Here is a 19,488-nt window from a genome sequence, read left to right as displayed (position 1 = left end):
CCTGCGCCGATCCGTTCGTGGGAGCGATTGTGGTCACAGGCGCTCGGCGCGGTCTAGACCCATTCGGCTAAGCGGGGCCGAAACGTGATTTGCGTTGCAAGCAATGCGCGTTGCGCAGGATGCAACGCATGGGTACGCCTTCACGGACCGGAAACGCCACGACGCCCGCCCAAGTCCGGTCGGGGACAAGGCGGGCGTCGCTCAGTTCCGTACGCCGTTGTACGGGACGTATCAGGGGGCGTACTAGACCATCAGTGAACGGTCCGTGGGGCGGATCGGCGACGGCAGGTCGCTCGCGCCGGTGAGGAAACGGTCCACGCCCTGCGCGGCCGAGCGGCCCTCGGCGATCGCCCAGACGATGAGCGACTGACCGCGGCCCGCGTCACCGGCGACGAAGACGCCGGGAACGTTGGTCTGGAAGTCGCCGTCGCGGGCGACGTTCCCGCGCTCGTCGAGCTCCAGGGAGAACTGGTCCACCAGACCGTTCTCGCGGTCCGTACCCGTGAAGCCCATGGCGAGGGTGACCAGCTGGGCGGGGATCTTGCGCTCCGTGCCCGGCTTCGGGGTCAGCTTGCCGTCGATGAACTCGACCTCCGTGAGGTGCAGGAACTGGACGTTCCCGTCCTCGTCGCCCTCGAAGTGCGTGGTCGAGACGGCGTAGACCCGCTCGCCGCCCTCCTCGTGCGCGGAGGTCACCTTGTAGAGCATGGGGAAGGTCGGCCACGGCTGGTTGGCGCTGCGCTCCTCGCCCGGACGCGGCATGATCTCCAGCTGCGTGACCGAGGCCGCGCCCTGGCGGTGGGCGGTGCCCACGCAGTCCGCGCCGGTGTCGCCGCCGCCGATGACCACGACGTGCTTGCCCTCGGCCGTGATCGGGGGCGCCACGAAGTCGCCCTCCTGGACCTTGTTGGCGAGCGGCAGGTACTCCATGGCGAAGTGGATGCCGTTCAGCTCACGGCCCGGCACCGGCAGGTCGCGGGAGATCGTGGCGCCCGCGGCGATGACCACCGCGTCGTACCGCTTGCGCAGCTTCGCCGCGTCGATGTCGCGGCCGACCTCCACACCCGTACGGAACTTGGTGCCCTCCGCGCGCATCTGCTCGATGCGGCGGTTGATGTGGCGCTTCTCCATCTTGAACTCGGGGATGCCGTAGCGCAGCAGGCCGCCGATGCGGTCCGCGCGCTCGTACACGGCGACCGTGTGACCGGCGCGGGTCAGCTGCTGGGCGGCGGCGAGACCCGCCGGGCCCGAGCCGATGACGGCGACCGTCTTGCCGGACAGGCGGTCGGGCGCCTGGGGCAGCACGTCGTTGGCGTCCCACGCCTTGTCGATGATGGAGACTTCGACGTTCTTGATGGTGACGGCCGGCTGGTTGATGCCGAGCACGCACGCCGACTCACAGGGCGCCGGGCACAGCCGCCCGGTGAACTCCGGGAAGTTGTTCGTGGCGTGCAGCCGCTCGGAGGCGGCCGACCAGTCCTCGCGGTACGCGAAGTCGTTCCACTCCGGGATCAGGTTGCCCAGCGGACAGCCCTGGTGGCAGAACGGGATGCCGCAGTCCATGCAGCGCGACGCCTGCTTCGAGATGATCGGGAGGAGGGAGCCCGGAACGTAGACCTCGTTCCAGTCCTGGACGCGCTCGCCGACCGGGCGGGTCTTCGCGACCTCGCGGCCATGGTTCAAAAAGCCCTTGGGATCAGCCATTGGTCGCCGCCTCCATCATCTTCTCGGTGATCTCGGTCTCGGAGAGACCGGCTCGCTCGGCGGCGTCCTTGGCGGCGAGCACTGCCTTGTACGTGCTGGGGATGATCCTGCTGAAGCGCTCCACGGCGGTGTCCCACTCGGCGAGCAGCTTCTCGGCGACGGTCGAGCCCGTCTCCTCCTGGTGGCGGCGCACGACGTCGTGCAGCCACTGCTTGTCGGAGTCGTCCAGGGCCTCGACGGCGCCCAGGTTGCCGGAGTTGACGTTGTCCCGGTCGAGGTCGATGACGTACGCGATGCCGCCCGACATGCCGGCCGCGAAGTTGCGGCCCGTCTCGCCGAGGACCACCGCGTGGCCACCGGTCATGTACTCGCAGCCGTGGTCGCCCACGCCCTCGGACACGACCGTCGCACCGGAGTTGCGGACGCAGAACCGCTCACCGGTACGGCCACGGAGGAACAGCTCGCCGCCCGTCGCGCCGTACGCGATGGTGTTGCCCGCGATCGTCGAGTACTCGGCGAGGTGGTCGGCGCCGCGGTCCGGGCGGACGATGATCCGGCCGCCGGAGAGGCCCTTGCCGACGTAGTCGTTGGCGTCGCCCTCAAGCCGCAGGGTCACGCCGCGCGGCACGAACGCGCCGAACGACTGGCCCGCCGAGCCGGTGAAGGTGATGTCGATGGTGTCGTCGGGCAGGCCCGCGCCACCGAACTTCTTCGTCACCTCGTGGCCGAGCATGGTGCCGACCGTGCGGTTGATGTTGCGGATCGCGACCTGGGCGCGGACCGGCTGGGCGTCGGTCGCGCTGGAGGCGGAGAGCGCGTCGGCGGCGAGCTTGATCAGCTCGTTGTCGAGCGCCTTCTCCAGGCCGTGGTCCTGGGCGGCGATCTGGTGGCGCACGGCGCCGCCGGGCAGCGAGGGCACGTGGAAGAGGGGCTCCAGGTCGAGGCCCTGCGCCTTCCAGTGGTTCACGGCGCGCTCGGTGTCGAGGAGTTCGGCGTGGCCGACGGCCTCCTCGATGGTGCGGAAGCCCAGCTCGGCGAGGATCTCGCGGACCTCTTCGGCGATGAACTCGAAGAAGTTGACGATGTACTCGGCCTTGCCGGAGAAGCGCTCGCGCAGCGCCGGGTTCTGCGTGGCGATGCCGACCGGGCAGGTGTCCAGGTGGCAGACGCGCATCATGACGCAGCCGGAGACGACGAGCGGCGCGGTCGCGAAACCGAACTCCTCGGCGCCCAGCAGCGCGGCGATGACGACGTCACGGCCGGTCTTGAGCTGGCCGTCGGTCTGCACCACGATGCGGTCGCGCAGACCGTTGAGCAGGAGCGTCTGCTGGGTCTCGGCGAGGCCGAGCTCCCAGGGACCGCCCGCGTGCTTGAGCGAGGTCAGCGGCGAGGCGCCCGTACCGCCGTCGTGTCCGGAGATCAGGACGACGTCCGCGTGCGCCTTGGAGACACCCGCGGCGACCGTGCCCACGCCGACCTCGGAGACCAGCTTCACGTGAATCCGCGCCTGCGGGTTCGCGTTCTTCAGGTCGTGGATCAGCTGGGCCAGGTCCTCGATGGAGTAGATGTCGTGGTGCGGCGGCGGGGAGATCAGGCCCACGCCCGGCGTCGAGTGACGCGTCTTGGCGACCCACGGGTAGACCTTGTGGCCGGGCAGCTGGCCGCCCTCGCCGGGCTTGGCGCCCTGCGCCATCTTGATCTGGATGTCGTCCGCGTTGACCAGGTACTCGGAGGTCACGCCGAAGCGGCCGGAGGCGACCTGCTTGATGGACGAGCGGCGGGCCGGGTCGTACAGGCGCTCGGCGTCCTCGCCGCCCTCACCGGTGTTGGACTTGCCGCCCAGCTGGTTCATGGCGATGGCGAGGGTCTCGTGCGCCTCGCTGGAGATCGAGCCGTACGACATGGCGCCGGTCGAGAACCGCTTGACGATGTCGGCGGCCGACTCGACCTCGTCGATGGAGATCGAGGGGCGGTCCGACTTCAGGTTGAACAGGCCGCGCAGCGTCATGAGGCGCTCGGACTGCTCGTTCACGCGGTCCGTGTACTTCTTGAAGATGTCGTAGCGGCGGTTGCGCGTGGAGTGCTGAAGGCGGAAGACCGTCTCGGGGTCGAAGAGGTGCGGCTCGCCCTCGCGGCGCCACTGGTACTCGCCGCCTATGTCGAGCGCGCGGTGCGCGGAGGCGACGCCGGAGACCGGGTACGCCTTGGCGTGCCGGGCGGCGACCTCCTGCGCGACGACGTCGATGCCGACTCCGCCGATCTTGGACGTCGTGCCGACGAAGTACTTCGCGACGAAGTTCTCCTGGAGGCCGACGGCCTCGAAGACCTGCGCGCCGCGGTAGGAGGCGACGGTCGAGATGCCCATCTTGGACATGACCTTCAGGACGCCCTTGCCGAGCGCGTAGATCAGGTTCCGGATGGCCTGCTCGGCCTCCATGCCCGGCAGGAAGGTGCCCGCACGGACGAGGTCCTCGACGGATTCCATCGCGAGGTAGGGGTTGACCGCCGCCGCGCCGTAGCCGATGAGGAGGGCCACGTGGTGGACCTCGCGGACGTCGCCCGCCTCGACGAGCAGGCCCACCTGGGTGCGCTGCTTCGTACGGATGAGGTGGTGGTGGACGGCCGCGGTGAGCAGCAGCGAGGGGATCGGCGCGTGCTCGGCGTCGGAGTGCCGGTCGGAGAGCACGATCAGGCGGGCGCCCGCCTCTATGGCGGCGTCGGCCTCGGTGCAGATCTCCTCGATGCGGGCGGCAAGGGCGTCGCCGCCGCCGCTGACGCGGTAGAGACCGGAGAGGGTCGCGGCCGTCATGCCGGGCATGTCGCCGTCGGCGTTGATGTGGATGAGCTTGGCGAGCTCGTCGTTGTCGATCACCGGGAAGGGCAGCGTGACGCTGCGACAGGTCGCGGCGGTCGGCTCCAGGATGTTGCCCTGCGGGCCCAGCGAGGAGTGCAGCGAGGTGACGAGCTCTTCACGGATGGCGTCCAGCGGCGGGTTGGTGACCTGCGCGAACAGCTGCGTGAAGTAGTCGAAGATCAGCCGCGGGCGCTCGGAGAGTGCCGCGATCGGGGTGTCCGTGCCCATGGAGCCGAGCGGCTCGCCGCCGGCCTTGGCCATCGGCGCCAGGATGATGCGCAGCTCTTCCTCGGTGTAGCCGAAGGTCTGCTGGCGGCGCGTGACGGAGGCGTGCGTGTGCACGATGTGCTCGCGCTCGGGCAGGTCGGAGAGCTCGATCTCGCCGGCTTCCAGCCACTCCTGGTACGGGTTCTCCTCGGCGAGGGCGGTCTTGATCTCGTCGTCCTCGACGATGCGGTGCTCGGCGGTGTCGACCAGGAACATCTTGCCGGGCTGGAGGCGGCCCTTGCGGACGACCTTCGCGGGGTCGATGTCGAGGACGCCGACCTCGGAGCCGAGGACGACGAGGCCGTCGTCGGTGACCCAGTAGCGGCCGGGGCGCAGACCGTTGCGGTCGAGAACGGCGCCGACCTGGGTGCCGTCGGTGAAGGTGACACAGGCCGGGCCGTCCCAGGGCTCCATCATCGTGGAGTGGTACTGGTAGAAGGCGCGGCGGGCCGGGTCCATCGAGCCGTGGTTCTCCCACGCCTCGGGAATCATCATCAGGACCGAGTGCGGAAGCGAACGTCCACCGAGGTGGAGGAGTTCGAGCACCTCGTCGAAGGACGCCGAGTCGGACGCGTCCGGCGTGCAGATCGGGAAGACGCGGTCCAGCTTGTCGGTGCTGCGCTCCCCGGCGGAGGCGAACAGGTCGGAGGCGAGCTGCGACTCGCGCGCCCGCATCCAGTTCCGGTTGCCCTTGACCGTGTTGATCTCGCCGTTGTGCGCGACGAAGCGGTAGGGGTGCGCGAGCGGCCAGCTCGGGAACGTGTTGGTGGAGAAGCGCGAGTGGACGAGCGCGACGGCCGTGGCGAAACGGCGGTCGGACAGGTCGGGGAAGAACGGCTCCAGCTGGCCGGTGGTCAGCATGCCCTTGTAGACGATGGTCCGGGCGGAGAGCGAGGGGAAGTACGTCCCGGCCTCACGCTCGGAGCGCTTGCGCAGGACGAAGGCCTTGCGGTCGAGCGCGACGCCGGAGCTCTCGCCGTCGGCCACGAAGATCTGCCGGAAGACCGGCATCGTCGAGCGGGCGGTGGCTCCGAGCAGCTCGGGGGCGACGGGAACGTCGCGCCAGCCGAGGACCGTCAGGCCCTCCTCGGAAGCGATCGTCTCGATCTGCGAGACAGCGGCATCGGTCGTACCCGCGGTGTCGACCGGCAGGAAGGCGATGCCGACGGCGTAGGAACCGGCCTCGGGAAGCGCGAAACCGGTGACCTCGCGCAGGAAGGCGTCCGGCACCTGGAGCAGGATGCCCGCGCCGTCACCGGAGTCCGGCTCGGAACCGGTGGCACCACGGTGTTCGAGATTGCGCAGTACGGTCAGCGCCTGTTCGACCAGCTCATGGCTGGCTACACCGGTGAGGGTGGCCACGAACCCGACACCACAGGCGTCGTGCTCGTTACGGGGGTCGTACATGCCCTGAGGGGCGGGGCGACCGTCCATGGGCGACCAGGCGTGCGTACGCATTGGCTCTCCCGTCGTCGTCGTGGCATAGGCAAAAAGCGAGGGACGACGTTGGCCCAGGCGAAATTTCGTGCAGGTTACATGATGGAACGCTTCTCGAAAAGCGGATAGCTCATTCCACCATGTGGACACCGCTCATGGCTGTGGAGAGCGGCAGGGAAGGGACCTATGCGGACAGATCCATGACCGAAGGGCCCGAGAGCGGCACAGGCCTCATTGCCCGCAGCGCTTACGGCTCATGCCCGGTGGTTAAGGACTCGAAACCGCCGAGTAACGGCTAGTTATGCAGGACCCCGCATAGGACTGCAAGGGTTCATCCTACGGCGGTACCGAACAAGCTGCCCAGGGCGTACGTCACACCCGCCGCCGCGCCGCCCAGCGCCAACTGCCGAAGCCCGCTGAACCACCAGGACCGCGCGGTCACCTTCGCCACCACCGCACCGCAGGCGAAGAGCCCGATCAGGGCGAGGAGCAGCGCGGGCCAGAGCGTCTGGGCGCCGAGCAGATACGGCAGCACGGGAAGCAGCGCGCCGAGCGCGAAGGCACCGAAGGAGGAGACCGCGGCGACGGTCGGCGAGGGCAGATCTCCGGGATCGATGCCCAGCTCCTCGCGCGCGTGGATCTCCAGGGCCTGCTCGGGGTCCTTGGAGAGCTGCTTGGCGACCTCGCGGGCGAGCTTCGGCTCGACGCCACGCGACTCGTACAGCTCGGCGAGCTCCTTCTCCTCGTCCGCGGGGTGCTTGCGCAACTCCCGCCGCTCCACGTCGAGTTCGGCCTCGACGAGCTCACGCTGCGAGGCGACGGAGGTGTACTCGCCGGCCGCCATGGAGAAGGCGCCCGCGGCGAGGCCGGCAAGACCCGTGATGACGATGGTCTGCTGCGAGACGGCTCCACCGGCGACACCGGTCATCAGGGCCAGGTTGGACACCAGGCCGTCCATCGCGCCGAAGACGGCGGGGCGCAGCCAGCCGCCGTTCACGTCGCGGTGGGTGTGGTTGTCGCGGTGCGCTTCGTGCAGCGTCGCTTCGGTCTCGATGATCGCCATGGTGGGCCCCCTCAGTGCTTGGACGATCTCGAAAGTACGCGCGAAAAATCGCCCTCGCCAGCAAGGAAGGCCGTACTTACCTGCGCGAACGCGGGTTCCTCGAACCGGTGATCGCATGCGTCGGAGGGGTGATGTCGGCGGTCCGGATGCTCGCGTCGGGGGTGCCGCGTGGGAGGGATACAGCCACACGTCTCGGCACCATGGAGGCACAGCATGACGGGCTTGACCGGTGTGACTGAAGTGACCGGCGCGACCGGAGCGACCGGCCTGAGAGAGCGGGCGCGCGGCGCGCTCCTGGGCCTGGCGGTAGGCGACGCGCTGGGCGCGCCCGCCGAGAACATGAAGCCGTCGGAGATCCGCCGCCGTTGGGGACGCATCACCGGGTACGTCGCCGAGCATCCCTCGGGCACGGACGACACCGAGTACGCGATCTTCTCGGGGCTCCTCCTGGCCCGGCACGGCTCGGCGCTCACCGTCGCGCACGTCGAGGCGGCCTGGCACGAGTGGATCGCCGACCTGGACGAAGGCCCCTTCCGGGGCGCAGGTTTCAGCGAGCGCGGCACGCTGGAGAACCTGCGCCGCGGCCTTGCGGCGCCCATCTCGGCGCAGCACCGGCACGCGTGGAGCGACGGCCTCGCGATGCGCGCCGCCCCCTTCGGGATCTTCGCCGCGGGACGGCCCGCCGAAGCGGCCCGGCTCGTCGCGATCGACGGCTCGGTCAGCCATGACGGCGAGGGCATCTACGGCGGGCAGGCGGTGGCGGCGGGCGTCGCGGCCGCGATGGTCGGGGCGCAGGTGGCGTCCGTGGTGGCCGCGGCCCTCTCCGTCATCCCGATGGACTGCTGGACGTCCCGTTCGCTGCGGCGGGCGGTGGCGGTGGCCCACCGGGGCGAGCGCGCGGTGCGCTCCGCGGTGGTGATCGGCGGCTACCCCTGGACCGACCTCGCCCCCGAGGCGGTGGGGCTCGCCTTCGGCGCGTACGCGTCGGCCTCCGGCCGATTCCCTGACGCGGTGCTGACCGCGGTCAACATGGGGCGGGACGCGGACACGACTGCCGCGGTGGCCGGGGCGCTCGCCGGTGCCACCTGCGGGGCCTCGGCGATTCCACCGCCGTGGGCGGCGGCCATCGGCCCCGCGCGGGGCAGCTGCCTGCCTTCGATGCGGGGGCATCATGTGCTGGACGTGGCGGAGTTGCTCGTTCCTGGCCAGGGGGCCTCGTGACCGCCGACAAGCCTGCAGTAGACGCCCTCGCTGTGGGCAGGCGTTCCGCACGGCGGAACGGGTGGGCACAGCCCACGATGCCGGGTGCGGATACACGAGGCGCTCAGCAAATCGAGGGCCTGCTCCTGGGCCTCGCGGCAGGCGACGCCGCCGGTTGGCCCGCCGCCAGGCACCGCGCGGCACGCATGCCCGAGTGGACCCGCAGACTCACCCGCGAACTGGACACCTTCGCCGAGCAGAACGCCACCACCACCCTCCCCGTCCCCATCGCCCTCAACCAGCCCCCGGAACCCCTCCGCCTGGGCCCCTCCGACGACGCCGAATGGGCCGTCTTCACCGCCGAATCACTGCTCCGCGCCGCGGACGGGACGCTGGACCCCCAGCTGCCCCCGGACCGCCGGGTCCGCGCGGCGCTGGACCTCGCCTGGAACTCCCTCGCCGGCAAAATCGCCGCCGCGGCGGCCCGCGCCCCCGAGGTCGAGTCCGCCGTACTCCCCCTGCGCGCCCGCATCTCCGTCCGCGCGGGCCTCGGCAACCTCGCCGCCGGTCTGCGCCCGCCCGCCACCGGCCACGACAACCCCCACTACTTCGACGACGCGGCCTGCGTACGCGCCTGCGTCCTCGCCCTGGTGCACCCGGGCGACCCCGAACAGGCCGCCGACCTCGCCGAGTTCGACGCCCGCTACACCCAGGACGGCGACGGCGTGCACGGCGCCCGCGCCATGGCCGCGGCGATCGCGGCGGCGCTGGGCGGCGCGGACGTCGACGCGACCGTGGACGCCGCTCTCGCCCAGCTCCCCGAGCACACCGAGATCGGCCGCAACGCCTGGCACGCCGTCAAGCTCGCCCGTACCCAGCCGGAGGACGGCGCCTTCGGCATCGTCCCGCTCCTGGAGCACCAGATCGTCGACCACGTCTACAGCTACGGCATCGCCGCCGCCGAGACCGTCCCGGTCGCCCTCGCCTTGGCCACCGCGGCCCGCGGCCGCATCCGCGACGCGGTGCCCGCCGCCGCCTGCCTCTCCCGCGTCGCCGACTCCGCGCCCGCCCTGGCCGGCGCCCTGACCGGCACGCTCGGCACGGCCGCCGCCGTCCCCGAGGCCTGGCGCGACGCCTGCCGCACCCTCTCCGGCTGCGCGCTCCCCCGCCTCGCGGGCACCGACCTGGTGGAACTCGCCGGGCACCTGGCAGCCACGGAACCGACCACCCCGGGAGGACAATTCCGACATGACGTCACCAACGCCCCGGACCCGGCCCATCGACCCCCTCCCCACTGACCTGACCCTCCCCGAACGCATCACCGCCTGTCTGGTCGGAGCCGCCGTCGGCGACGCCCTCGGCGGTCCGGTCGAGGGCTACTCCCCCGAGCAGATCGTCGAACGGCACGGCGGTCGCGTACACGGCATCGTCGGCCCCTGGAACGGCGACCGATGGCGCACCGCCCGCCCCATCGCGCCGTACCACAAGGGCGACGGGAACGTCACCGACGACACCTTGATGACGCACGCGCTCATCCGCGTGTACGCCGCCGTCCGCGACCACTTGGATGCCTACGCGGTCGCCAACCACCTGGTCCCCGACCTCATGACGAACCCCCGCTGGATTCCGGAACTGGAGACGGAGACCATCCCGCTCCACCGCGTCTTCCTGGCCGAGAAGTGGATCGTCGCCCGCATCCACTACGGCCACGTCGACCCGCGCGAGGCGGGCACCGGCAACATCGTCAACTGCGGTGCGGCGATGTACATGGCGCCGGTCGGCCTGGTCAACGCAGCGAACCCGGCGGCCGCGTACGCCGAGGCCCTCGACGTCGCGGGCGCGCACCAGTCGTCGTACGGACGGGAGGCGGCCGCGGTCTTCGCGGCGGCGGTGGCCGCCGCGTGTGCGCCGGGCGCGACGCCGACCTCCGTGATCGACACCGCCCTCTCCCTCGCGAAGGACGGCACGCGGGCCGCGATCGAGTCGGTGGCCGAAGTCGCCGCGCACCACCGGGACTTCGAGTCGGCGCTCGTCCCCCTCCGCACCGCGGTCAGCCCCTTCGACACGGTCGGCCAGGACTACCGCGCCCCGTCCCTCGGCGCCCGCCGCCCCTCCCGCCTGCACGCCATCGAGGAACTCCCGATCGCGCTCGGCATGCTCCTGGTGAACGACGGCGACTACCGCCACACGGTCCTCGGCTCGGTCAACTACGGCCGCGACTGCGACTCCATCGCCACGATGAGCGGCGCGATCGCGGGCGCCCTGGGCTCGGTCGCACCGCCCGAGTGGTCGAAGACGGTCGCGGAGGCCAGCCGCCTGGACCTGCACGCCCCCGCGAGGACGCTCACGGAGGTCACCCAGGAGATCTTCATCCGCGACGTACGCCGCCGCCGGGCCCACGAATCGGCGTACGCGGCCCTGACGGCAACCCCATGATCCGCCTCACCTGGGTCCAGCCGGAGGACTTGATCGGCCACGAACTCCACCAGTCGGAACAGGAGGGCAAGGACGTACGCGACATCCGCTCCCGCTGGCAATCAGCAGGCGGCCACCTGGCTCCCCCCAGAGCCGGAGCCTCCCCAACGCCCCCTTCCCCCCACCTACGGGCCTTGGCGGAGCAGCTCCTGAACGAACTGTCCACACCGTTGTGGGCAGGCGTTCCGCAGGGCGATGGGGGTCCCCCCGCTCGAACGAAGTTGAGCGTGGGGGAGGGTGGGCACAACACCACCCACCGACCCGCACCCCAGAACAAGGCCCCGCGGCAGGCGGTTTCGGGAAGGGGCGGGATTGGGGAGGAGAACGCCCTACGCCACCGCCTGCACGCGGCCTGGCTAGGCCGAGCCGCAGGCTGCCTCCTGGGCAAACCGGTGGAGAAGCTCCCCCTGGCCGCCATCAGAAGCCTCGCCAAGGCCACAGGCAACTGGCCCCTCACCACGTGGTTCACGGAAAAGGGCCTCCCCCCGGAGCTCGCAGCGGCCCACCCCTGGAACAAGCGCTCCGCACAAACCTCCCTCGCCGAGAACATCAACGGCATGCCCGAGGACGACGACCTCAACTACCCCCTCCTCAACCTCCGTCTCCTCCAACGCCACGGCCGAGACTTCACCACCACGGACGTGGCGAAGCTGTGGCTGGACGAGCTCCCCGCGGCCCGCACCTTCACCGCCGAACGCATCGCCTACCGCAACCTCCTCAACGGCATCGAGCCCCCGCACACCGCCACCCACCACAACCCCTTCCGCGAATGGATCGGCGCCCTGATCCGCGCCGACGTGCACGGCTGGACCCACCCCGGCGCGCCCCGGGCCGCGGCCGACAGCGCGTACCGCGACGCGACGCTCACCCACACCGCCAACGGCGTGTACGGGGCGATGTTCGCCGCGGCCACCATCGCCGAGGCGGCGGCGGGCACCGGCGACGTCCACCACTGCCTGCGCACGGGCCTCGGCGTCGTACCGCCGGACTCCCGCCTGGCCCGAGCGATCCGCCACGCCGTCCAACTGGCCACCCGGACACCGGACTTCGACCACGTGGTGGACGACCTGCACGCTGCCTACGGTCACCATCACTGGGTACACGTCATCCCCAACGCCGCCCTCCTGTCCGCCGCCCTCACCCACGCCGAAGGCGACTTCACCGGCTCCATCACCCGCGCCGTCTCCGGCGGCTGGGACACCGACTCGAACGGCGCGACCGCGGGCTCGATCGCGGGCCTGCTCGCGGGCCACCCGGACGCGCTGCCCGACCGCTGGACGTCACCGCTCGACAACCGCATCGCCAGCTCCGTCCCGGGCTTCGACGGCATCGGCTTCGACACCCTCGCGGACCTCACCACCGAACTCGCCGCCCTCCCCGAATACGCCCAGGAGAGACCCCACCCATGACCCACATCGCCGTGCTCGGCAGCACGAACATGGACCTCGTCGCGTACGTCGCCAAGGCCCCGCAGCGCGGAGAGACCGTCACCGGGCGCGAGTTCCCGTACACTCCCCGGCGGCAAGGGTGCCAACCAGGCCGTCGCCGCGGCCCGCGCGGGCGCCGACGCCGTGTCGATGATCGGCGCGGTCGGCGCCGACGCCTTCGGCACCCAGCTCCGCGCCGCACTCGACCACTCCGGCGTCGACACCGACCTGCTGCGCACCGTCGAGAAGACCGCCACCGGCACCGCGCACATCGTGGTCGACGACGAGGGCGGCAACGCGATCGTCGTCATCCCCGGCGCCAACGGCACCCTCACCGCGCTCGCCCCCGGCGACGAGGGCCTGATCGCCTCCGCCGACACCCTCCTGCTCCAGCTGGAGATCCCCGTCGAGGGGGTGCTCGCCGCCGCGCAGGCCGCCCGCAGGCACGGCGTGCGCACCATCCTGACCCCGGCTCCCGCCCAGCCCCTGGACCCCGAACTCCTCGCCGCCGTCGACCTGTTGGTCCCGAACGAGCACGAGGCCGCCACGCTCACCGGCCTGACCGACCCGCACGCGGCCGCCCGATCTCTCCTCTCCCAGGTGCCAGAAGTCGTCGTCACGCTCGGCGCGCGCGGCAGCCTGTACGCCGCCCGGGGCGCCGAGCCGGTCCTGGTGGAGGCCCCGCACGTCACCGCCGTGGACACGACCGGGGCGGGCGACACGTTCGTCGGCACCCTCGCGGTGGCGCTCGCCGAGGGCGCTTTGGTGCCGGACGCGCTCGCGTGGGCGTCGTCGGCGGCGGCGCTCTCCGTCCAGCGTCCGGGGGCGTCGGCGTCCATGCCGTTCCGCTCCGAGATCGACACCGAGGCGAACGGAACGGCTTCATGACGGCCCCCCTCACCGGCCTGCGCGTCCTCGACCTGGCGACGCTCTTCGCGGGCCCCCTCGCCGCCACGATGCTCGGCGACTTCGGCGCCGAGGTCATCAAGGTCGAGCATCCGCGCAAGCCAGACCCGTCCCGTGGGCACGGCCCGTCGAAGGACGGCGTCGGCCTCTGGTGGAAGCTCCTGGGCCGCAACAAGCGCACGATGACGCTCGACCTCTCCACACCCGGCGGTCGCCAGACCCTCCTGCGCCTGGCCGCCACGGCGGACGTGGTCGTCGAGAACTTCCGCCCCGGGACGTTGGAGAAGTGGGACCTGGGCTGGGAGGAGCTGAGCGCGGCGAACCCCCGCCTCGTCCTGACCCGCGTCACGGGCTTCGGCCAGTTCGGCCCGTACTCCCGCCGCCCCGGCTTCGGCACCCTCGCGGAGGCCATGAGCGGCTTCGCCGCGATCACCGGCGAACCGGACGGACCGCCGACCCTGCCGCCCTTCGGCCTCGCCGACTCGATCGCGGGTCTCGCCACGGCGTACGCGGTGATGACGGCGCTGGCGGCCCGCGACCGGACGGGCAGGGGCCAGGTGGTGGACATGGCGATCATCGAGCCGATCCTCACGGTCCTGGGCCCGCAGCCGCTCTGGTACGACCAGCTGGGCCACGTCCAGCCCCGCACCGGCAACCGCTCCGCCAACAACGCGCCCCGCAACACCTACCGCACGGCGGACGGCAGTTGGGTCGCCGTCTCCACGTCGGCCCAGTCGATCGCGGAACGCGTGATGCGCCTGGTGGGCCGCCCGGAGCTGATCTCCGAGCCGTGGTTCGCGACGGGCGCGGAGCGCGCGGCCCACGCGGACGTCCTCGACGGAGCGGTCGGCGGCTGGATCGCCCTGCACACCCGCGCGGAGGTGATCGAGGCCTTCGAGAAGGCCGAGGCGGCGGTCGCCCCCATCCAGGACGTACGCGACGTGATGACGGACCCCCAGTACGCGGCCCTGGACACCGTCACCACGGTCGACGACCCGGAGCTCGGCCCGCTGCGCATGCAGAACGTCCTCTTCCGCCTCTCCGAGACCCCCGGCTCGATCGGCTGGGCCGGCCGCCCGCACGGAGCGGACACGGCGGAGGTCCTGACCGAACTGGGCCTGACGGAACGGGAGATCGTGGGCCTGCGCGAGGAGGGCGCACTGTGAAGGACACTCCTCTGACCTGGCTGTACGCGCCCGGCGACCGGCCGTCCGTAGTGGCGAAGGCCCTGCTCGCGGGCGCCGACGTCGTCATCGTCGACCTGGAGGACGCGGTCGGCCCCGACCGCAAGGAGTACGCGCGAGCGGCCACGGCCGAGCTGCTCTCCGAGACTCCCCCGGTCCCGGTCCACGTCCGCGTGAACGCCCTGGACGGCCCGCTGGCCGATGCCGATCTCCGGGCGATCGCGCACCTGCCCGGGCTCTCCGGCCTGCGCCTGCCCAAGGTGACCTGCCCCGCCGACGTCGTCCGCGTCGCGGAGCGGTCGGCCCCGGCGGACGGCGGCGCCCCCGCCCTGCACGCCCTCATCGAGTCGGCCGTCGGCCTGGAGCACGCCTTCGCCATCGCCACCGCGCACCCGGCCCTGCACGGGCTCTCCATCGGCGAGGCGGACCTCCGCTCGGACCTGGGGGTACGTGACGACGCGGGCCTCGACTGGTCCCGTTCGCGCGTGGTGGTGGCCGCACGGGCGGCGGGTCTGGCACCACCCGCGCAGTCCGTCCACGCCGACATCCGTGACACCGCGGGCCTGACGGCGTCCTGCGCGCACGGCCGTGCCCTGGGCTTCCTGGGCCGCGCCGCGATCCACCCCCGCCAGCTCCCGGCCATCGAGCGCGCCTACCTCCCCACCCCGGAGGAGATCGACCACGCCGAGCAGATCGTCAAGGCTTCCACCACGGAGGCGGGCGCGCTGGCCCTCCCGGACGGCACGTTCGTGGACAAGGCCGTGGTGGAGGGCGCGCGGCGGGTCCTGGACCTCGCGCGGCGGTGCCCATAGCGACGGGGCCGCCGGATCGGTGATCCGGCGGCCCCGTCGACGTACGCGGCAGGGAGCGTGTCAGCCCTTCTTGGCCGACTCGGCTCCGGCGCCGTCCTTGTCCGTGCCCTTGTCCCCTGCGTCCCTGGCGGCCCCGGCGGCCCCGGTGTCCGCCGAGTCCTCGGCGTCCTTGGACGGTTCGGCGTCGTCGTCCTTGGAGGAACCCTCCGAGGGCTCCTCGCCGTCGGGCACGGGCTCGACGATCTCCTCGCGCCCCGGACGCTTCTTCGCCGAGAGCACGAAGTACACGACGGCGAGCACGAACACCGCGATCGCGGTCCACACGTTGAGCCGCAGCCCCAGGACGTGGTGGGCGTCGTCCACCCGCATGTACTCGATCCAGCCGCGCCCGGCGCAGTACGAAGCGACGTACAGGGCGAACGCCCGGCCGTGGCCCAGCTTGAAGCGGCGGTCGGCCCAGATGACCAGGAAGCCGACGCCGATGCACCAGAGCGACTCGTAGAGGAACGTCGGGTGGTACGTGCCCGGTACCCGGCCGTCCTCCGCCGACGTGATCTTCAGCGCCCACGGCAGGTCCGTGGCCTTGCCGTAGAGCTCCTGGTTGAACCAGTTGCCCCAGCGGCCGATCGCCTGGGCGAAGGCGATGCCGGGGGCGAGGGCGTCGGCCCAGGCCGGCAGCGGGATGCCGCGCCGGCGACAGCCGATCCAGGCACCGACCGCGCCGAACGCGATCGCGCCCCAGATACCGAGGCCGCCCTCCCAGATCTTGAAGGCGTCCACCCAGTCACGGCCCTCGCTGAAGTACAGCTGGTAGTCCGTGATCACGTGGTAGAGACGCCCGCCGACGAGGCCGAACGGCACGGCCCAGACGGAGATGTCGGCCACGGTGCCTGGGCGGCCCCCGCGAGCGATCCACCGCTTGTTGCCGAGCCAGACGGCGACGAAGACGCCGATGATGATGCAGAACGCGTAGCCGCGCAGCGGAATGGGTCCGAGTTCGACCACACCGCGCGACGGGCTGGGAATGAAGGCAAGGTCCATGGCAGGTCCGACGCTACCGTGCCGGGCGGTGCCCCAGGCAACCAGCCCGGCTACGTCTCCATAACAGGGGTTCATGACAGGGGTTCCCGAGAGGGCCCCGCGAGAGGCCCGATCCCAGGCTCCTAGCCCCTGTTCGCCTCCTCCACCTTCGCCTTCAGCTTCGCCGGGGTCAGCGGATTCTTCTGGTCACCGAAGATGTTCTTGCCGTCGAGGAGCACGCTCGGCGTGCCCTGCAGGCCCGCCTCCTGGAAGGCCTTGTTCGACTTCGTGGCCCAGCTGTCGTGCTTGCCGTCGTTCACGCACTTCTTGAAGGAGTCGGTGACGAGGCCGTCCACCTTGCCCGCGAGCTCGAGCAGCTTGCTGTTCTTGCTGAACGCGTCGTCCGTCTCCGCGGGCTGGTTCGTGAACAGCGCGTCGTGGTACGGCGTGAACTTCCCGGCGTCCTGGGAGCAGGCCGCCGCGTTGGCCGCGCGCAGGGAGCCGCTGCCGCCCATGTTCCCGTCGATGATCGTCGCCAGGTGGTACTCGACCTTGAGCTGGCCCTTGTCGGTGAGCTCGTGGATCGTGCTGCGGTAGGTGTCCTCGAACTGCTTGCAGGCGGGGCAGCGGAAGTCCTCCCAGATGGTGAGGGTGGACTTGGCGCTGTCCTTGCCGACCGGGATCGCGAGCTGATCCTCGCCGGTCGCCCCCTTGGGGACGGACAGCGGGCCCGAGGTGTCCTTGTCGTCACCCGAGTTGGCGGCGACCAGACCCGCCACGGCGGCGAGCGCCAGGACGCCCACGACGGCGGCGCTCACGATCAACACCCTGCGCTGCTTGTCCCGCGACTTCTGCCGCTCTCGCTCTTCCGCCAGCCGGTCGCGGGCCGCGCGCTTTCCCTCACGGTTCTTGTCGCTCACACCCCGCCAACGAACCGGGGAGGCACGAGCATGCCTCCCCGGTCCCAAGTCCACCCGTACGAGTTACGCGTTGCCGCGAACTCCCTGGGCGAGGTCACTCGCGAGCGCGCGGACGGCGGCAAGGCCCGCCGCCTCGTCCTCGGCGTCCAGCATCCGCTGGACGAAGGCGGAGCCGACGATCACGCCGTCGGCGAAGCCCGCGACCTCGGCGGCCTGGCGGGCGTTGGAGACGCCGAGGCCGACGCAGACCGGCAGGTCGGTGGTGGCCTTGGTGCGCCGCACCAGTTCCTGCGCCTGCTCCCCGACGGACTCACGGGTACCCGTGACGCCCATCAGCGACGCCGCGTAGACGAAGCCCGATCCCGCCGCCGTGATGGTGGCGAGCCGCTCGTCCTTGCTGCTCGGCGCGACCACGAAGACCGTGGCGAGGCCGTGCTTCTCGGCGTGCTCCCTCCAGAGCGCCGACTCCTGGACGGGCAGGTCGGGCAGGATGCACCCGGCGCCGCCCGCCTCGGCGAGCTCGGCGGTGAAGCGCTCGACGCCGTAGCGGTCGATCGGGTTCCAGTACGTCATGACGAGCACCGGCTTGCCGGTCGCCTCGTACGCCTCACGCACCGTGCGCATCACGTCGGCGATCTTCAGGCCCGCCTTGAGCGCGATGTCGTCGGCGGTCTGGATGACGGGACCGTCGAGGACCGGGTCGCTGTGCGGCAGACCGACCTCCACGACGTCGGCGCCGCCCTCGAAGACGGCCTTGATGGCCGCGATGCCGCCGTCCACGGTCGGGAACCCGGCCGGGAGGTAGGCGATGAGGGCGGACCGGCCCTCGGACCTGGCCGCGGCGAGAGTCTCGTCCAACAGCTGGATGTTGCCGCTCACTTGGCGTCCCCTTCGATCTCCGCGCCGGTGCCGGCCGCGTCCGCCTCGACGGCGGCGTCCGTGTCGTACAGGCCGAAGTAGCGGGCGGCCGTGTCCATGTCCTTGTCGCCGCGCCCGGACAGGTTGATGATGATCAGCCCGTCCTTGCCCAGCTCCTTGCCGACGTCGAGCGCCCCGGCGAGCGCGTGGGCGCTCTCGATGGCCGGGATGATGCCCTCGGTGCGCGACAGGAGACGCAGGGCCTGCATCGCCGCGTCGTCGGTGACCGCGCGGTACTCGCCGCGGCCGCTGTCCTTGAGGTAGGCGTGCTCGGGGCCGATGCCCGGGTAGTCGAGTCCGGCGGAGATCGAGTAGGGCTCGGTGATCTGCCCTTCCTCGTCCTGGAGGACGTACGACCTGGAGCCGTGCAGGATGCCCGGCTCGCCGGCGGTCAGCGTGGCCGCGTGCTCGCCGGTCCCGATGCCGTGGCCCGCGGGCTCGCACCCGATGAGCCGGACGTCGGCGTCCGGGATGAAGGCGTGGAAGAGGCCGATGGCGTTCGAGCCACCGCCCACGCACGCGACGGCGGCGTCGGGGAGCCGTCCCGCGCGCTCCAGGATCTGGCGCCTGGCCTCCACCCCGATGACGCGGTGGAAGTCGCGCACCATGGCGGGGAAGGGGTGCGGTCCGGCCACGGTCCCGAAGAGGTAGTGCGTGCGGTCCACGTTGGCGACCCAGTCGCGGAACGCCTCGTTGATGGCGTCCTTCAGGGTCCTGCTGCCGGACTTCACGGCGATGACCTCGGCGCCGAGCATGCGCATGCGGGCCACGTTCAGGGCCTGGCGCTCGGTGTCGATCTCGCCCATGTAGATGGTGCATTCGAGGCCGAAGAGCGCGCAGGCGGTGGCAGTGGCGACGCCGTGCTGTCCGGCGCCGGTCTCCGCGATGACGCGGGTCTTGCCCATGCGCTTGGTGAGCAGGGCCTGGCCGAGCACGTTGTTGATCTTGTGCGAGCCGGTGTGGTTCAGGTCCTCGCGCTTGAGGAAGACCCGCGCGCCACCTGCGTGTTCGGCGAACCGGGGCACTTCGGTGAGGCTGCTGGGGCGGCCGGTGTAGTTGACCAGGAGGTCGTCGAGCTCGCGGGCGAACTCGGGGTCGCTCTTGGCCTTGTCGTACTCGACGGCGACCTCGTCCACGGCGGCGACGAGGGCCTCCGGGATGAACTTGCCGCCGAACGCGCCGAAGTAGCCTTCGGCGCTGGGGATGTGACCCTCGGGGTCGGGATGGAAGTACTCGCTGGACATGCCTCTACCTCACGTGGCGTGAATGGGTGATCTGCGATGCGATCGACCCCGCCAGGG

At 71.4% G+C, this 19,488-nt stretch carries 13 protein-coding genes and 1 pseudogene; 7 read left to right on the top strand and 7 right to left on the bottom strand.

Translation table 11 applies throughout. The features are described from left to right. Positions 1-243: 243 nt before the first annotated feature. The 3 genes from ACIGXX_RS21535 to ACIGXX_RS21525 all read right to left on the bottom strand — a co-directional run bounded on the left by ACIGXX_RS21535 (position 244) and on the right by ACIGXX_RS21525 (position 7,325). Positions 244-1,704, bottom strand: coding sequence for a glutamate synthase subunit beta (locus tag ACIGXX_RS21535; RefSeq protein WP_351162275.1), 1,461 nt, complete (start codon positions 1,702-1,704; stop codon positions 244-246). Next, positions 1,697-6,283: a glutamate synthase large subunit gene (gene gltB, locus ACIGXX_RS21530; protein WP_351162277.1), complete on the bottom strand. Its 4,587-nt coding sequence runs from the start codon at positions 6,281-6,283 to the stop codon at positions 1,697-1,699. Before gltB ends, ACIGXX_RS21535 begins: the two co-directional genes overlap by 8 nt. Before the next feature lie 310 nt (positions 6,284-6,593). Next, entirely contained in the window at positions 6,594-7,325 is a 732-nt protein-coding gene (locus ACIGXX_RS21525; RefSeq protein WP_351162279.1) for a VIT1/CCC1 transporter family protein, read from the bottom strand. A 213-nt stretch (positions 7,326-7,538) separates the two neighbouring features. Here ACIGXX_RS21525 and ACIGXX_RS21520 point away from each other — a divergent pair, with 213 nt between their 5' ends. The 7 genes and pseudogenes from ACIGXX_RS21520 to ACIGXX_RS21490 all read left to right on the top strand — a co-directional run bounded on the left by ACIGXX_RS21520 (position 7,539) and on the right by ACIGXX_RS21490 (position 15,329). Then, the gene (locus ACIGXX_RS21520; protein WP_351162281.1) at positions 7,539-8,546 is read left to right on the top strand and encodes an ADP-ribosylglycohydrolase family protein; all 1,008 of its coding nucleotides are present in this window, start codon (positions 7,539-7,541) and stop codon (positions 8,544-8,546) included. A 77-nt stretch (positions 8,547-8,623) separates the two neighbouring features. After that, positions 8,624-9,823, top strand: a complete 1,200-nt coding sequence (locus ACIGXX_RS21515) for an ADP-ribosylglycohydrolase family protein (RefSeq protein WP_351162283.1) — start codon at positions 8,624-8,626, stop codon at positions 9,821-9,823. Next, a complete protein-coding gene (locus tag ACIGXX_RS21510) occupies positions 9,774-10,961 on the top strand; it encodes an ADP-ribosylglycohydrolase family protein (RefSeq protein ID WP_399977754.1) in 1,188 nt (395 codons plus the stop codon). Before ACIGXX_RS21515 ends, ACIGXX_RS21510 begins: the two co-directional genes overlap by 50 nt. Beyond that, the gene (locus ACIGXX_RS21505) at positions 10,958-12,409 is read left to right on the top strand and encodes an ADP-ribosylglycohydrolase family protein (RefSeq protein WP_399977751.1); all 1,452 of its coding nucleotides are present in this window, start codon (positions 10,958-10,960) and stop codon (positions 12,407-12,409) included. The genes ACIGXX_RS21510 and ACIGXX_RS21505 overlap by 4 nt, the downstream gene beginning before the upstream one ends. After that, positions 12,406-13,315: pseudogene (gene rbsK / locus ACIGXX_RS21500) on the top strand (ribokinase). The gene ACIGXX_RS21505 and the pseudogene rbsK overlap by 4 nt, the downstream one beginning before the upstream one ends. Further along, positions 13,312-14,499 (top strand): CoA transferase, encoded by a 1,188-nt coding sequence (locus tag ACIGXX_RS21495; protein ID WP_366462288.1) that lies wholly within the window; start codon positions 13,312-13,314, stop codon positions 14,497-14,499. Before rbsK ends, ACIGXX_RS21495 begins: the two are co-directional and overlap by 4 nt. Beyond that, the gene (locus tag ACIGXX_RS21490) at positions 14,496-15,329 is read left to right on the top strand and encodes an HpcH/HpaI aldolase/citrate lyase family protein (protein WP_399977748.1); all 834 of its coding nucleotides are present in this window, start codon (positions 14,496-14,498) and stop codon (positions 15,327-15,329) included. The genes ACIGXX_RS21495 and ACIGXX_RS21490 overlap by 4 nt, the downstream gene beginning before the upstream one ends. A gap of 60 nt (positions 15,330-15,389) precedes the next feature. Here ACIGXX_RS21490 and lgt read toward each other — a convergent pair whose 3' ends face one another. The 4 genes from lgt to trpB form a co-directional block, all read right to left on the bottom strand. Next, positions 15,390-16,370 carry a prolipoprotein diacylglyceryl transferase gene (lgt, locus tag ACIGXX_RS21485; RefSeq protein WP_399977745.1) on the bottom strand — a complete coding sequence of 327 codons (981 nt, stop codon included), beginning with the start codon at positions 16,368-16,370 and terminating at the stop codon, positions 15,390-15,392. A 122-nt stretch (positions 16,371-16,492) separates the two neighbouring features. Next, a complete protein-coding gene (locus ACIGXX_RS21480) occupies positions 16,493-17,269 on the bottom strand; it encodes a DsbA family protein (protein ID WP_399977742.1) in 777 nt (258 codons plus the stop codon). Positions 17,270-17,332: 63 nt separating this feature from the next. After that, positions 17,333-18,148 carry a tryptophan synthase subunit alpha gene (trpA, locus tag ACIGXX_RS21475; RefSeq protein ID WP_361463711.1) on the bottom strand — a complete coding sequence of 272 codons (816 nt, stop codon included), beginning with the start codon at positions 18,146-18,148 and terminating at the stop codon, positions 17,333-17,335. Further along, positions 18,145-19,431, bottom strand: coding sequence for a tryptophan synthase subunit beta (gene trpB, locus ACIGXX_RS21470; protein WP_351162301.1), 1,287 nt, complete (start codon positions 19,429-19,431; stop codon positions 18,145-18,147). The genes trpA and trpB overlap by 4 nt, the downstream gene beginning before the upstream one ends. Between the last annotated feature and the right edge of the window lie 57 nt (positions 19,432-19,488).

Origin of the sequence: Streptomyces sp. NPDC055243, assembly GCF_044544025.1 — a bacterium.
Lineage (GTDB): Bacteria > Actinomycetota > Actinomycetes > Streptomycetales > Streptomycetaceae > Streptomyces.
The sequence above is the reverse complement of the archived record's forward strand: the minus strand, read 5'-3'. Positions and strand labels throughout refer to the sequence as shown.